The organism is Sulfolobus islandicus Y.N.15.51, from assembly GCF_000022485.1.
GTDB lineage: Archaea > Thermoproteota > Thermoprotei_A > Sulfolobales > Sulfolobaceae > Saccharolobus > Saccharolobus islandicus.
Window position 1 is genome coordinate 447,680 of record NC_012623.1, and the last position, 14,501, is coordinate 462,180.

At 34.9% G+C, this 14,501-nt stretch carries 16 protein-coding genes and 1 pseudogene; 10 read left to right on the forward strand and 7 right to left on the reverse strand.

Annotation, left to right across the window (positions count from 1 at the left end):
* Positions 1-82 precede the first annotated feature (82 nt).
* From glcS to YN1551_RS02335, 5 genes are all read left to right on the forward strand, one after another.
* Complete coding sequence (gene glcS / locus YN1551_RS02315; protein ID WP_012717123.1) at positions 83-1,978, forward strand: glucose ABC transporter substrate-binding protein GlcS; 1,896 nt, start codon at positions 83-85, stop codon at positions 1,976-1,978.
* 3 nt (positions 1,979-1,981) lie between these two features.
* Entirely contained in the window at positions 1,982-2,839 is an 858-nt protein-coding gene (glcT, locus tag YN1551_RS02320; RefSeq protein ID WP_012717124.1) for a glucose ABC transporter permease GlcT, read from the forward strand.
* Positions 2,840-2,845: 6 nt separating this feature from the next.
* Positions 2,846-3,733, forward strand: coding sequence for a glucose ABC transporter permease GlcU (gene glcU / locus YN1551_RS02325; protein WP_009990874.1), 888 nt, complete (start codon positions 2,846-2,848; stop codon positions 3,731-3,733).
* A gap of 5 nt (positions 3,734-3,738) precedes the next feature.
* On the forward strand, positions 3,739-4,854 hold the full coding sequence (gene glcV / locus YN1551_RS02330; RefSeq protein ID WP_012717125.1) for a glucose ABC transporter ATP-binding protein GlcV: 1,116 nt from the start codon (positions 3,739-3,741) through the stop codon (positions 4,852-4,854).
* A 119-nt stretch (positions 4,855-4,973) separates the two neighbouring features.
* A complete protein-coding gene (locus YN1551_RS02335) occupies positions 4,974-5,705 on the forward strand; it encodes a cyclase family protein (RefSeq protein WP_012716605.1) in 732 nt (243 codons plus the stop codon).
* On the opposite strand, the gene YN1551_RS02340 is transcribed toward YN1551_RS02335, so the two are convergent.
* The 4 genes from YN1551_RS02340 to YN1551_RS18045 form a co-directional block, all read right to left on the reverse strand.
* On the reverse strand, positions 5,679-6,587 hold the full coding sequence (locus tag YN1551_RS02340) for a dihydrodipicolinate synthase family protein (protein ID WP_009990871.1): 909 nt from the start codon (positions 6,585-6,587) through the stop codon (positions 5,679-5,681). The two genes, YN1551_RS02335 and YN1551_RS02340, sit on opposite strands and share 27 nt — an antisense overlap.
* A 37-nt stretch (positions 6,588-6,624) precedes the next feature.
* Positions 6,625-7,386, reverse strand: coding sequence for a ZIP family metal transporter (locus YN1551_RS02345; protein ID WP_012717126.1), 762 nt, complete (start codon positions 7,384-7,386; stop codon positions 6,625-6,627).
* Between the two features lie 147 nt (positions 7,387-7,533).
* A complete protein-coding gene (locus YN1551_RS02350) occupies positions 7,534-7,716 on the reverse strand; it encodes a hypothetical protein (protein WP_009990866.1) in 183 nt (60 codons plus the stop codon).
* A gap of 127 nt (positions 7,717-7,843) precedes the next feature.
* Positions 7,844-8,053, reverse strand: a complete 210-nt coding sequence (locus tag YN1551_RS18045) for an ATP-binding cassette domain-containing protein (RefSeq protein ID WP_080513598.1) — start codon at positions 8,051-8,053, stop codon at positions 7,844-7,846.
* Positions 8,054-8,550: 497 nt separating this feature from the next.
* Here YN1551_RS18045 and YN1551_RS02355 point away from each other — a divergent pair, with 497 nt between their 5' ends.
* The 5 genes and pseudogenes from YN1551_RS02355 (at position 8,551) to YN1551_RS02375 (ending at position 12,629) form a co-directional block, all read left to right on the forward strand.
* Positions 8,551-9,330 (forward strand): DMT family transporter, encoded by a 780-nt coding sequence (locus tag YN1551_RS02355; protein WP_014511459.1) that lies wholly within the window; start codon positions 8,551-8,553, stop codon positions 9,328-9,330.
* Positions 9,331-9,762: 432 nt separating this feature from the next.
* Positions 9,763-10,183, forward strand: a pseudogene (locus YN1551_RS02360) (IS110 family transposase); the annotation flags it as partial.
* Positions 10,184-10,232: 49 nt separating this feature from the next.
* Positions 10,233-10,463 (forward strand): EamA family transporter, encoded by a 231-nt coding sequence (locus YN1551_RS02365; RefSeq protein WP_009989096.1) that lies wholly within the window; start codon positions 10,233-10,235, stop codon positions 10,461-10,463.
* 110 nt (positions 10,464-10,573) lie between these two features.
* Positions 10,574-11,845, forward strand: coding sequence for an MFS transporter (locus YN1551_RS02370; RefSeq protein WP_012717127.1), 1,272 nt, complete (start codon positions 10,574-10,576; stop codon positions 11,843-11,845).
* A 118-nt stretch (positions 11,846-11,963) separates the two neighbouring features.
* Entirely contained in the window at positions 11,964-12,629 is a 666-nt protein-coding gene (locus YN1551_RS02375; RefSeq protein ID WP_009989098.1) for a helix-turn-helix domain-containing protein, read from the forward strand.
* Here YN1551_RS02375 and YN1551_RS02380 read toward each other — a convergent pair.
* Genes YN1551_RS02380 through YN1551_RS02390 form a run of 3 tightly spaced genes read right to left on the reverse strand, consistent with a single transcriptional unit; the run spans position 12,626 to position 14,492 of the window.
* Positions 12,626-13,012: a hypothetical protein gene (locus YN1551_RS02380; RefSeq protein ID WP_009989099.1), complete on the reverse strand. Its 387-nt coding sequence runs from the start codon at positions 13,010-13,012 to the stop codon at positions 12,626-12,628. The genes YN1551_RS02375 and YN1551_RS02380 overlap by 4 nt on opposite strands.
* Positions 13,009-13,626, reverse strand: coding sequence for a hypothetical protein (locus YN1551_RS02385; protein ID WP_009989100.1), 618 nt, complete (start codon positions 13,624-13,626; stop codon positions 13,009-13,011). Before YN1551_RS02385 ends, YN1551_RS02380 begins: the two co-directional genes overlap by 4 nt.
* Positions 13,617-14,492 (reverse strand): ABC transporter ATP-binding protein, encoded by an 876-nt coding sequence (locus tag YN1551_RS02390; protein WP_012716600.1) that lies wholly within the window; start codon positions 14,490-14,492, stop codon positions 13,617-13,619. Before YN1551_RS02390 ends, YN1551_RS02385 begins: the two co-directional genes overlap by 10 nt.
* Between the last annotated feature and the right edge of the window lie 9 nt (positions 14,493-14,501).

Here is a 14,501-nt window from a genome sequence, read left to right on the forward strand (position 1 = left end):
GTCTTTTACGGAAATATATAAATGTTAAACAAGTTAGGTATACTATTTATAAAATAGTTAGGTCATAAAAGTACCCGAGAATATGTCTAGGCGTAGATTATACAAGGCGATATCTAGAACAGCAATAATAATAATTGTAGTAGTAATCATAATTGCAGCAATTGCTGGAGGTCTTGCAGCATATTATAGCTCTAGCAAACCACCCGCTACCAGTACGAGTTTAACCAGTACGAGTAGCAGTTTATCCGTGACGACTTCTTCTACAACTTCTACCTTATCTTCTATTACGACAACGACGTCAACTGCTTCATCATATGTAGTAGACTTTATAAATCCGTGGGGTGCTGAAGACCCTGTAGGACTAAAATGGATTGGAGGAAATTTCTCAATTTACTACCCTGGCTATTCAGTGCAATTCACATCATTACCAGGAGCTAGTGGTGTAGAGGAGAGGTATGTTGTAATTAACGATATTGAGGCTGGTAAGCTACAGGGTATCTTTTGGGCTCATGGAGGCCCAGAAGTACTTTCCTATGTGGAACTATTACCTAGCCCCCACGATTTATACAATATGACCCCACTGTTAGCCCAAGAGGGATTATTCCAGAAGGGTGTCACGGAAGCACTTATGGCTATATCTTATAATGGTACAATATTCGGCTCTCCAACAAACGTGCACAGAGCAGAGGAGTTATACTTCAATCCTCAAATCCTTAAGAAATACAATTTACCAATTCCTACCAATTTAAGTTTACTAATCTATGATACTCAACAATTAGAAGCACATGGAATAAATCCGTGGGCAATGTCTGGCGCTGAAGGTGGATATGAACAATTACATTTGTGGTTCGCAATATTCCTATCTGTAGCTGCGCAATACTATGGAGCTGCAGGAGCTGCTAAATTATCAAATGAGTTAATGTATGGAGTGCTTAACTTAAATAACGTAACAGTTCAAAAGATTATTAACGAAACTGATAACGTATTCTTGCAGTTTGTAGGTCAAAGCAGTGTGATTCCGAGCTGGCAAAGTCAATCTATATGGTCCGCTTTAGCACTAGTAATAAAGGGACAAACTGTATTCGAAGCTGGTGGCAATTGGCTTGCTGAATACGCAGCTATATGGTATAATACTACTACTTATCCTGCTACACAACCCTATCTAAACTGGTCCAATATTACACTAATGGCAATGCCATTCCCTGGTACACAAGGTATTTACGTTATAGATATGGACTCTGTTGCAATACCTACTGTTAATAATCCACAAGAGCAAGCTGCTATAAATTTTGCAAAATTCTGGGCTTCTTATGAAGGACAGAAGATATGGACATACTACAAGGGTGTGTCAATATGGGCTAATTCAACAGATTACTATTCTACTCCAATGCAGTGGTATGATTATCAATCTTTACTAAATACGCCAGCACAGAACTTTACATGGGCGTTCGCTGATGGGACCCTATTTGATGATGTGTTCTACTTCCTAATAGCGCAAGAGTTGAATCTACAAGAGCAAGGTTCATCGTATATTCCCACATTTAACGCAGCTCTATTCAAAGCTGAAAATATGACATTCCACGAATGGCAAATAGCTGCGAAAGATGGTTTCGGCTTCGTGGGACAAAGAGGAAATCCATTTGGTAATTATCTACCACCATGGGTTAATCCAAGCACTTATACATATAATTCAAGTTATACTCCATCATTCTTACTAACACCACCTCACTATTTATTGCCATATCTTAAGAAACTTGGACAACAGCAATATGCTAATAAGGTTAATAGTGTAAATTACTATGCTATCAACGGTGTTAATTTATTACCATTTCCATTGCTAATCGTATTAATGATATATTTAGATCAAACTAGATATAAATATGTTATAAAGACATTCTTAAATAAGATAAACTTTTTTTCAAATATATTTTTATCTAAATTTTTAACCTTTAATTTTACTTTATACTTAGGTGTATAAGTAATGAGGAAAGGAGCCATCTTAATGTCTATACCGGGATTTATATTTGCAGCTTTTTTGATATACTTATTGGCTCTCAATGTTTACTTTTCACTTTTGAATTGGTCATTATTTAATTTACAGCCGAGTTTTGCAGGTTTAGGCACTTATCAGACTTTATTTTCAGAATACTTTTTTAGTTTAGCCGTTACTCATACAATTGTATATACTATAGCTGCTGTTGCAATAGGTAATATACTTGGAATACTGGGAGCTGGAATTTTATATTTTTTAAAGAGTAATACGAGAAGAGCCATTTACTTATCTGTATTTTTATATCCCTTAGCTGTATCTTCTTCTACTTACGCCATAACTTGGCAGTGGTTATTTAATCCTCAAACTGGCATTAATTTAGTCTTAAGAATATTCCACTTCCCAAATATAATTTGGCTAACTACACAACCCACTATTTACGCAGGGATGATAATTATAGAAACATGGGCATATACTGGTTTAGCAGTGCTATTCTTTCTTGCTTTTTTTATGAGCGTGGATAAATCTATTATTGAGGCAGCTAAAATAGATGGTGCAAATAATTTTTATTTATTATTTAGGATCATATTACCAAACTCAATGAATGGACTAATAGTATCTACAGCTCTTCTATTTCTATTCTCATTTAGAATATTTACTGTACCGTTTACTATAGGAGGTCCTACAAACCCAAATATGATGAGCCTAGTAGAATATATTTACATTTTGTTTAGTACTGAGTATTTCTCTTTATCTTCAGCATTATCATCGTTAGTGACATTAATAGCTGCAGTAGTAATTATTCCTTACGCAATACTAGGTTTAAAAAGATGGGTGTTTAGAAGGTGAGGTAAAATGGAAAGATCTGTAAGTAAAGGCAGTTATATAACAAGTTCAATTAAGTATGCATTATTGGAAATAATAGCTGCAATACTCGTTATCATGTGGTTGGTTCCGTTGTACGCTATGATTTTAGGGGGATTAAAATCCAATTTAGAAGCAGCTAGTACTCCGATACTCCTTCCTCCATCTAAGCCATCACTAGACGCGTACGCTTTTGCTTGGTTTGGATATGCAACTATTCCCGGATTGGAACCAACACTGTTAAGATATCTCCTTGTAGCCATACCATCCGTATTACTATCGGTAGTAATAGGGACGATGACTGCTTATTTCTTCTTTGTACTTAGTGAGAAACATGGAATAATAAGCAATGGCTTATTTTCCATAATGGCCTTAGCAACCTTCCTTCCTATAGAAACAGTTACGTTTCCATTGATTGAGTTAGAGACTTCTCTAAACGTTTACAATACTTATATAGGGTTGATATTTGCTATGCTAATATTCTATGTACCGACTTCTGCGTTACTAATGTCAATATTTCTTCCCGTAGTTCCTAAGTACTTAATAGAATCAGCTAGAATGGATGGAGCTGGAGACTGGACTATACTGTGGAGAGTAGTATTCCCATTGATATTCCCCGGATTCCTATCAACTTTAATATTCGTTTTCTTACAGATTTGGAATGAGTTCTTCATACCATTAATACTTACAAATACACCAAACATGTTAATGTTACCGGTAGCAGCTAGATTCTATACTGCTGCCTATGCGTTAATTTATAATAGGTCGTTTGCAGCTGGAGTTATTTCTTCCTTAATACCGTTAATAATATTTATATTTCTCGGAAGATATTTTATACGTGGATTAGCAGCATTAGGTGGAGGAGCTAAAGGGGTGTAGAGATAATGACCACAATTAGAGTAGAAAATCTATCCAAAATATTCAAAAAAGGTAAAACAGAAGTAAAGGCAGTGGATAATGTGTCAATAACAATAGACTCGGGAATGGCTTTTGGTGTTTTAGGACCAAGCGGTCACGGAAAGACTACATTTCTAAGGTTGATAGCAGGATTAGAAGAACCTACTAGTGGTTATATATATTTCGATAATGAGGCAGTATCATCACCACGTAGAGTTATGATGAGTCCGGAGAAAAGAGGCATTGCAATGGTTTTTCAGAATTGGGCCTTATATCCCAATATGACTGTTTTCGATAATATAGCCTTTCCATTAAAACTGGCCAAGGTACCTAAAGATAAGATAGAAAACAAGGTTAAGGAAGTTTCTGAAGAATTAGGTTTATCCGATGCTTTAAACAGATACCCTAAGGAACTGTCTGGAGGTCAAATGCAAAGAACAGCAATAGCTAGAGCGTTAGTAAAAGATCCTAAGGTTCTTCTGTTAGACGAGCCCTTCAGTAATCTGGATGCACAGATTAGGGAAAGCGCAAGGGCTTTAGTAAGGAAGATACAAAGAGAGAGAAAGCTAACTACACTAATTGTATCCCATGACCCAGCAGACATATTTGCTATAGCAAATAAAGCTGGAGTTATTGTTAATGGAAAATTCGCCCAAATAGGTACTCCAACTGAAATATATGAATATCCTGCGACAGATCTAATAGCTAGGCTAACTGGTGAAATAAACTTGATACAAGCAAAGATAATAGAAAATAATGCGATAATAGCTAACTTAAAAGTACCCCTAAATAATATGGAATTAAAAGGACAAAGCAATATAGTTATAGGGTTAAGACCAGATGACCTAACTCTTTCTGATACTTTACTAGATAAGTATATAGACATGGGTATTGTAAAAGTAAAGTTGGTAAGTTATGGTGCTGGTATATTTAAGATAGTTGTATCTCCAATTACTGACGAAAATATAGATATAATAGTTGATGCAGAAGAACCATTAGAGACTGGAATTGAAACTCATCTACTAGCTAAACCAAATAAAGTAAAAATATTCGATCTGAATGGGAGTAATTTGATTACTAGTAAAACACAAATTATAAAATAGTTGGGGAAGTTTCATATTTATTAAAACATTATACTTAATCTTTTTTATTATGTTACCCTATAGTTTTGTTAACAGGTTAGCGAAAACGTTATTATAATGACAATAACTTATTTTTCAATATGATTGAGGAGTTATTCGATCAAATGTCAAAGGGTAACTTATTACTAATAGATATGACTTACGACATGTTTAATGGAATGCAGACGTATATCGGAGATCCACCATTTAAACACGAATATTTTAGGAAAGGTAATAAATATGGCGAAGTTACACTTTCAACAGTATACATGGGGCTACACTCTGGCACTCATATAGACCTCCCTTTACATTTCGTACCTAATGGAGAAAGTGTTGAAAAATTTAACATAATACAATTTATAGGTTATGGCAACGTTTTAGACTTAAGTTATAAGAAATTAGGAGAACCAATATCTAGCAATGACCTAAAGAAGTTTGATGACAAGATAAAAGAGAATTACGTTGTAATGCTCTACACTGGTTTCTCAGCAACAAGGGGTAAAGAGGACTTCCTATACAATTGGCCTTATCTTGATTCTAACGGTGCTGATTACTTGGTGAGTAAAAAGATAAGAGCTGTGGGAATAGAAAGCATGAGTATTGCTGGTTGGGCAGGAAAGGAATATCCTCCTAGAACAAACTGGGATGAGGTAGTTTACGTACATCATAAGTTGCTTAGTAATGACATAATAATATTGGAAAGCGTAAACAATATGAAGAAAGTGTTAGAAGAGTGTAAAAATGGTGAGGCACTATTCTTCTATGCGCCTCTAAAAATCGTTGGTGCTGAGGGAGGACCAACTAGGTTATTTGCTATTTGTGAGAAAAGATGAAAGATCTTTTATCATCCCTCGTATTTTACTCTCTTCTTCACATATTGATAAAGGAGGTCTTACTACGTTTTTTATAGGCATATTCAATACCTTAAGCAGTAGTTTAATTGATGCAGTATACGAGTTACAATAATCGTAAATATCAGTTAGGTTTAATACGTTTCTCCAGTATTTATTAGCGTCAGAAAGATTGCCATTTTTCCAACTTTCGTACACTTTCAAATGGAGCTTTGGGATGGCGTTGGCTAGACCCATTACCCCACCATTACCACCCATATATAGAAGTGGTAATAGGTACTCGTCAAACCCCGTAAGTATTGAAAAGTCCTTTCTTATTTCTCTTATTTCACTAATTAACTTCTTGAAGAAAATTAGGCTGTCTAGGGTTACTTTAGTTCCAATTATATTGGAGTGTTGAGATACTAACATCTTGTAAACTGAGATTGGTATGTCGATTCCGGTGAAGAGGGGTATATTGTATATAATGATAGGAAGATCCACTTTCTCAGCTATCATTGAAAAGTGATCCAACAACTCTTTTTCTCTTACCTTAAAGAAATATGGAGCCATTACTACTATTGCATCAACTCCCATATCCTTAAAATCCTTAGCTAGCTTTATGGTTTCCTCTGTAAAGTTAGTAGAAGCTCCCGCGAAAATTAATGTGCTGTAACTTTTTCTGGAATCTAAGGCTATCTTTGTTACTAGTTTCATTTCGTCTAGAGTTAAGCTTGCGAACTCACCTACGCTTGAATTTACGAATATTCCGTTAACCCCATTTTCACTTAAGTAAGATACTAACCATTTAAGACCTTCCTTATCTATTGAATAATCCTCTAAAAAGGGTGTGATTAATGGAACTACTACACCTTCTAATCTCATAAATATAAATAAACGCTACACGGCTTTAATATTTTAATTAGAAAGTCCCTCCTCCTAATATATCCAGCAATACTTCAAGTCCGTAAGTGGTCGCTATACCTATAAATAGCCATGTCCAGAACCTAGCCTTAAATCCACTTAGTAGTGATGCTGCGTTTATGTTAATCCTAATCATCACAAACACTAAGGAAGCTGAGGCCACTACGTTAAGAAATGCTAAGAATATTTCGTTTGAAATACCAAGATAGTATATTGAAGCTCCTAAGGTAGTAGGTAAACCAGCAAGTAGGGATAGTGGTATTAGAACCTTTAGCCCCATTACTCTTTTTGACATTACTGTTGGTGACGATATGGCAAATCCCTCAGTCGCGTTGTGAACAGCGAACCCTATCGTAAAAGCCCAGGCTGCAGCTACTGACCCTGATAATAATGCTGCGGCTATGGCAAATCCTTCCCCTATATTGTGAAATCCTAGAGCGCTAGCCACAACAACCGGCAATCCTTCACCACTTGGGTTCTTTTCTAAAAGACTTAAAAGCAACCATGTTCCTATTAGTCCTATTGAAGTTAAGATAAGGGCAACGGTGAAATCTGGGTAATCTTTGACCGCTAAGAAATTGGTAACTATTTCTTCAGCTTCCGAACCAGTATCCAATGCTAAATATGATAATATTCCTCCAGTAAACGCTCCTAGATATCCAATTGTTGTTTTGTTGAATTTCCCTTTGGATATTATTATTGCTCCTATAGCAACCGTACCTCCTGCTATTAGACCTAAAAGGATTTGGAAGTAATTCATTTCTTTTCGCCATGTCGTAATTGGATAAAGAAACTTATAAGCTTATTTATCATATCAATTATATAGATTAAATAGAGTATTGAATCTCCATATTTTTCTCATAAAGAAATCTTGATTACGTAAATATTATGGACTAACTGCATAAAATTACTCTATAATCTTCTTAAACCTTATAGATGCTAAGAAGTACATTACTACGTTAAATATTAAAATGGCTAAAACATCACATACTACACCATCTGTATTACCAGTTATCATTAGTCTCCTACAAATATCTATAATATAAGTTAATGGATTACCTAAGGCATTAGTTCTATGTGTAAAGTCCATTACTAGCTAAGAATAAGGGCATAGTTATTACTTGCCCTATTCCCATAAATATCTCCATGGTTTTCATGAAAGAGGCTAGATCGTTTCTGATCTCGTATAATCCTAACCTATATAGCTAGAATGTATTCTATTTTTCCTTCCTCTCCGAGGATGGTATACCGTAAATTTTACTGTAAATTAGTAAATTGTCGTATGCAGTGATATCGGTCCAAACACTTATCTCTTGAGGGACGTATCCTATTATTTTTCTAGCTTTGTTTGCATCATCAGTTACATTATAACCACCAATATAAGCCGAACCTCCACTTGGTGGTATTTGAGTTGATAATATCCTGATTAAGGTTGTTTTCCTGCGCCGTTAGGACGTAGAAGGGCAAACGCAGTGCCCCACTCAACTTCTAAGTCAATTCCATTAAGTGCCTTTACTTTGCCATTATATGTCTTAACAAGCCTTTTACGTAAACAGCAAAGCTATTAAAAAACACAAGATATCGTAACCGAAACGAATTTTAAAGTTAACTGAGAGATTAAAGAAGAATTACCATCTTTATTTAACAGAGTCAACTAGCTGATAATAATTTACCATCCCTAACTGTTAAATAATGTCTTTCTAATCAAGAAGTTACTTAAAGTTTCTGTACGTACATTAGCTTCGTTTAAGAACTCACTCCCATTCGCTCTTTCTATAAACTAATTTTAATAACCTTTCCTCTATTTACTTTCCCTCAACAATGTTCTTCAGCCCTTTCAACACAATCATTGTTTTCCAAAAATAGTTTACCTATAATCTCCCGCTACAGTATACTTAAATATCTTACTGATTATTTTCACAATATGAGGGATAAAATAATTTTATTTTTAGGAGGTGTAGCCTTTGGAACAGCTGCAATATTTGTAAAATTTTGTACTATAACTCCTCCTTTTATAACTTTTCTAAGATTTTTAATAGCAGGGATTCTTCTTCTCCCATTCGTGTCAAAGAGAAGAAGGAAAATCATCTTAAAACGATTTATCTTACCATCTCTGTTTCTTTCTCTTCACATGTTATTCTTTGTTTCTAGTGTATTTCTAACTACAATAGCTTCATCAACCATTCTAGTCTCTACTAGCCCGATATTTGCAATGTTATTTAAGAAGAAAATTGATCCTTTCATAATTATGGCAATCCTAGGAATATTTATCATGAATTTTAACACTTCGTTTGGATATATTTTTGGCAATGTACTCGCTATACTTTCAGCAATTTCATTTGCAATTTACACATATTTCCTTTCTAGACTAGATTATGATTCTCTTTCAATCATACCTATTATTTATCTAATATCCTCTATTTTTATGATCCCAGTCCTTCCATTTTACGGTTTAGGTGATATTAACCCAATATCAATATTAGCTGTACTAGGTTTAGTGTTAGTTCCAACTCTTATTGGCCATGGCTCAGTCATATATACTGCAAATAAGTTGCCGATCAGTTTAGTTACTTCTGCGGAATTGATTGAACCAGTTATGGCTACAATATTAGCAATACCTATATTTCACCAAATACCAGATACCCAAGAACTCATAGGAGGAACAATAACCTTGATTTCCATATATTTTGCATTCAGACGATAAACCATTCTATGTTACTATATCAAAAGAGTGCCTTATTATCAACATTAGAGAAGACACTAAGGAAGGGTGTGAAGTATGACGCCCTTATGAAGGGCATCCCCATTTCTCGGTAATGGTTTTTACTTCTTAGAGAAACGTCGATCCCCCAGCAGAAGAAATTCCGCCGAACGAAACCGTTCTGGAATACCCAGTACAGAAGATTGATTAGGTAGGGGCGTATATATAGGTTGCACTCCAAAGCTTAAGCTCCCCTAGTCCTAAAGCACTATATGCTCTATGCCTCTTATATAAAACATATTACTCAGATCTGAGTAATACAGATCTGACTGGGGTGTAGGCCATTACGCCTCTTGGGCTCAAAGCTCGGTTGTTAGCTTGGCTACCTCCCAATTCGAACCGGAAGTTGGGCAAAAAGCCCGAATAAGGGTAAATTTGGAGGCCCCAGTTGCAGGAATAGACGTATCAAAAGATAAATTAATCATGTATTTTCAAGGCAAACTTTACGAGTTTGCTAATGATAGGCAAGGGTTTGAGGAGATAAGGAAGATCTTGCCTAAGGGTTGCAAGATAGGCATAGAAAGTACTGGAATTTACCACATTAACCTAGCAAAGTACTTGATGGGCGAGTATGATGTTAGGATCATTAATCCCTTCATACTCAAGAAGTTCAAGGATTTTAGGGGTAAGAAGAGTGATAAGAATGATGCTAGCAGAAATAGTTGTAAGCATGGGTAGTGGGTTTACAACAAGTGAGGCTAGGGAGTTAACTAGCCAATGGGATTTTGTTACTAGGAGTATTGCTAGGGTTAAGAATATGTTGAGAAGGGATTTGATACTTTTAGGTTATAAGGAATGATTTCATCTCGATAATTCCTAATATTTACTTTTCATCTTCTTTATTTATGATACCAATTTTACCATTTTATGGAATACATGATTTAAATTTGATTTCAATATTTGCAATCTTAGGCTTAGTTTTTATTCTCACATTGATTGGTCAAGATTCTGTTATATATACAGCAAACAAATTGCCGATAAGTTTAGTGACGTCAGTCGAGTTGATTGAGCCAGTGATTGTAACGTTGCTAGCAATACTAATTTATCATCAAATACCTAATTTACAGAAGATATAGGCGGTTTAATAACCCTTATCTCAATTTATTTTATATTAGAAAATGAAAACTTTTAATGGACTATTTTGATCCGTTAAAAACTTATTAAGTATTATTACCATAATTAGTTCATGAGGTATCGTTCTCTAGTTGAAACATCAAGAAGTAAAAGATACGTGAGACTACTCCCTATGCTCTTTTTCTTATATATAGTAAACTTTCTCGATAGAGTAAATATTTCCTATGCAATAGATGCCGGAATGTTCCAATATCTAGGAGTTTCTGCTAAGGAAGTTGGTATAATTGCTTCCCTAGCTTCATCATTATTCTTTGTAGGTTATTTTATTCCCCAAATCTTCTCAAATCTCGGTATTAACAGATATGGTGTTAGGAAAATATTTCTTATAGCATTTCTAGTGTGGGGCATAATAACTATTGCAACTGGTTTTGTAACCTCAGTTTCGCAAGTATACGTACTAAGATTTCTACTTGGAATAGCTGAAGGACCATTCTTTGCGGGTGTAATGTTCTATCTGAGTTTGTGGTTCTTGAAACCAGAAAGAGCTACTGCCAATAGTTTCTTTACTGCTGCAATTCCAATATCTGGAATATTTGGTAGTCTAATTGCTGGAGCAATATTTGCAACTTATGGTAACTATCCAGGATGGCGATATTTGTTCTGGTATGAAGGAATGTTGGCAATATTTGGTGGGTTACTTGCGTACTTTATTTTAACAGACTTCCCAAGTGATGCCAAGTGGTTAAGCAATGACGAAAGGAGTGCATTAGAGCAAGCATTTAAGGAGGAGGAGGTGGAGAAGGTTAAGGTTAGTTGGACTAAAGCATTAGCTGACTTAAATGTAATATTACTTGCCATTGTTTACTTTTTAGGAGTTACAAGTCTTTACGGCTATTCGATCTGGTTACCATCAATTATTAGCTTTATTGGTAAAGTTAATGCTACAATTGCTAGTTTTCTGTCAATAGTACCATATGTTATTGCCTCGATATCATTAATTCTCATAGCTCGCTATGCTGATAGAAGGCAAAATCATAGATTTGTAACCTTTGCAGTATTTCTAGTTGCTGGAATTGGTTTAGCATTAAGTGCTGCAACTCAGAGTATATTTATTTTATCATTCATGCTTTTCGCAATAGCTGCTATAGGGATTTACAGCTTCATTGCAACGTTTTGGGCGGTACCTCAAGGTTATTTATCTGGCGATGCAGCTGCAGCTGCTATAGGTTTGATAAACGCTATTGGAAATCTTGGAGGAATTGCCGGTCCTATAGTAGTGGGATTTCTAAAATCATACACTGGATCATTTGTAGATGGAATTTACGTCATGGCGCTATTCTCAATTTTAGCTGGTGTAGTAACATTGCTTATCAGGAGGAGTTGAGCTATTCCATACTTTTTGCTTTTTCTTTGCCAAGTTCATCCTTTTGTTTATAAATTCTACTATTAAGAAATAAATAGAAACAAAAAGACATTTAACTACAGATTTAGAAGAATATAATGTGATAAGAAGTTATAACGTAGTATTATCGCATGAAGACTGGACTTTACTAACTGATAAGTATGATGAAGAAGATCTAAGAGTGTTGATGAAAATTCGTACACCATCGTTTGAAAAGATGGAGGAGAATATAATAGCTGAGGCTTATGTCCGAGATCCTTTAATACTTAATGAATTAATTAATATAATTAAGTCTAATAATAGGGTGACCAGAGTAAAAATTATTGAAAATGTTAGAACAAAGAACGAGTTAAGAGCTTTAATATTGTTGTCAGCTAAGTTAAGGGGAGGAATTAGCGAACTCTTAATGAATAAGGGGGCATACTACATCTCCGAACGAATTTCAAACGGGTTAGAAAAATGGTCCTTAGTAATAGATGATAAAATATTCAGAGAAATAATATTACCCACCTTGAAAGAATATACTTACAGTTTAAAGATCATCGAGAAAGATGATGGAAATTTAGTGTCTGTGAAGAATTTGCTCACAAGTAAGGAGTTTGAAATCATATATAAGGCGTATAAGATGGGATATTTCGATTGGCCTAAAAAGGTGGATTTGAAGGAATTATCAGAGGAATTAGGAATAAGTAAAGCAGCCACCCTACAAGCGTTAAGGAGGGCAATGGGGAAGTTAATTAGGAATTATGTAGATAATCTGGTCTAAAATTGGTGATCTTTTCTTCTCTTAAATCTAATGATCTCTAGCCCAACTCCTACTATTATGAGGAAAATTCCAACTGCAATATATGATTGATTGTAAAAAATCTTATACCCTTCTAATAGTATACTGGCGTTGCCAACTCCATATAGTATTGAGGCTGGTTTAATAGTGATACTCCCTTTTACTAATAATATGTACGTATAGTTATGATAAACTATGAGAAAACTTCCACTATTCACACTTACTTTTGCCTTTTCATACCATGGAGGGATTATATACATACTGCTATTGTTGACGTTTAATGTAGTGTTTAAAGGAAACGTTATCTCTCCTAGTACTAGTATGAAAATACCTAAAGAGATTAAATATATGCCTACTCTCATCATATCTGCACCTTCCTAAAGGCATAGTATGCTAGGTGACCCAAAATTAGATCTAGTGGCAAAAGATAATTAAATATAATCATATTTCCAGTTATTTCTATTCCAAGAACGAGGAAGATTAAGCTTATACTTATGAAGAAGCTTCTAAAGGGTCTTTTAATCAATATTGCAATCAAATAGGAGGAGTTACAGAGGAGTAAGTATTCGGATATGAAAATGCTTATCCATGTTATGGGTGGAGTAAATGATGATAGAAGAAATACTAATTCTGCAATCAAGAGAAATAGTCCACCTATTAGCAAAACATCAATGAAATATGATAGAAGAAATATTGCCCTCCTATTTCTCATTTGTAAAAACGATATTATTGTTCCGTCATATAGATCTTGCCCCATCCCTAGACATATATTCCTTATAACTAGTGTAGATAATATTATACCTATTGTAAATGTAATTATATTGAATAGGAGCTGATCAACGCTTGCATTTCTAGTCTGGGGATGAAAGAAATTAAATGATGCCACTATACTAACACTTAAGGCCAACTCTAAGTCAATGTACGAGAGTAATCCATATTCACCATATCGATGCTTGATTAGAAAACTAACTACTCCCACCCCGTCTCCCCTTTGATACTTTTATCTATTATAGAATTTCTAACGTAAAATATCCTTACCCCAGCATTGGATAAGATTTTAGAAATTTCAGCTAAGTTTCCAGAAATCCTTATCTGGTTACCTATGACTTCTATCCTCCTATCCTTTAACGCTTCTAGAGCCTTACCTATATTATCAACCACTATGTAAAACTCTTCGAGAAAATTATTTCTTAATAGCTTATCTACTTTGCCGAAGAACTTCATAATTCCATTGTTTATTGCCAGGACGTGAGTTGAGAACGCTAAAATTTCAGCTGGTATATGGGATGATATGAGTACAGTTAAGCCCATTTTTTCTCTTAACACTGCAAAAGTGTTGTAAACCTCGTATCGTGATGTTATGTCCAGATTAGCTGTAGGTTCATCTGCTATAATTATTTCCGGATTTTTTATCAAGGAAAAGACTATTTGTAATTTCTGCTTAGTACCAGCTGAAAGTTCTCTAACTTTATTTTTCATAAAATGTACTAGATTAAAGTCTTCTAATAACCTTTTAGCGTCGCTGAGAGGATAGCTAAATTCACTGGAGACTTCCTTCACTATGTCAATTACAGTAAGGTATGGTGGTAAAAATGGCCTATCCAATATTATCCCAACTTTTCTTGGTATTTTATTGCTATTCCAAGGATCCTCTCCTAAAACACTTATATAGCCTGATGTTCTATTTATTAGCCCGCCAATTATTTTAAGCAGTGTTGATTTCCCAGCACCATTAGGACCTATTACTAAGGTTATACTCTTTTCCTCTATGGAGAATGTAAGGCCATGGAGTACCTCAATATCGCCATACCTCTTTGTTAAATTGATAGCATCAATCACGCTCATATTACGAAA

What these genes read in the sequence shown, in the direction of transcription:
- glcT (WP_012717124.1), top strand. Translation starts at nt 1,982, where the DNA reads ATGAGGAAAGGAGCCATCTTAATGTCTATACCGGGATTTATATTTGCA.
- YN1551_RS02335 (WP_012716605.1), top strand. Translation starts at nt 4,974, where the DNA reads ATGATTGAGGAGTTATTCGATCAAATGTCAAAGGGTAACTTATTACTA.
- YN1551_RS02350 (WP_009990866.1), bottom strand. Translation starts at nt 7,716, where the DNA reads ATGGACTTTACACATAGAACTAATGCCTTAGGTAATCCATTAACTTAT.
- YN1551_RS02340 (WP_009990871.1), bottom strand. Translation starts at nt 6,587, where the DNA reads ATGAGATTAGAAGGTGTAGTAGTTCCATTAATCACACCCTTTTTAGAG.
- YN1551_RS02370 (WP_012717127.1), top strand. Translation starts at nt 10,574, where the DNA reads ATGAGGTATCGTTCTCTAGTTGAAACATCAAGAAGTAAAAGATACGTG.
- YN1551_RS02345 (WP_012717126.1), bottom strand. Translation starts at nt 7,386, where the DNA reads ATGAATTACTTCCAAATCCTTTTAGGTCTAATAGCAGGAGGTACGGTT.
- glcS (WP_012717123.1), top strand. Translation starts at nt 83, where the DNA reads ATGTCTAGGCGTAGATTATACAAGGCGATATCTAGAACAGCAATAATA.
- YN1551_RS02380 (WP_009989099.1), bottom strand. Translation starts at nt 13,012, where the DNA reads ATGATGAGAGTAGGCATATATTTAATCTCTTTAGGTATTTTCATACTA.
- YN1551_RS02365 (WP_009989096.1), top strand. Translation starts at nt 10,233, where the DNA reads ATGATACCAATTTTACCATTTTATGGAATACATGATTTAAATTTGATT.
- glcU (WP_009990874.1), top strand. Translation starts at nt 2,846, where the DNA reads ATGGAAAGATCTGTAAGTAAAGGCAGTTATATAACAAGTTCAATTAAG.
- glcV (WP_012717125.1), top strand. Translation starts at nt 3,739, where the DNA reads ATGACCACAATTAGAGTAGAAAATCTATCCAAAATATTCAAAAAAGGT.
- YN1551_RS02390 (WP_012716600.1), bottom strand. Translation starts at nt 14,492, where the DNA reads ATGAGCGTGATTGATGCTATCAATTTAACAAAGAGGTATGGCGATATT.
- YN1551_RS02355 (WP_014511459.1), top strand. Translation starts at nt 8,551, where the DNA reads ATGAGGGATAAAATAATTTTATTTTTAGGAGGTGTAGCCTTTGGAACA.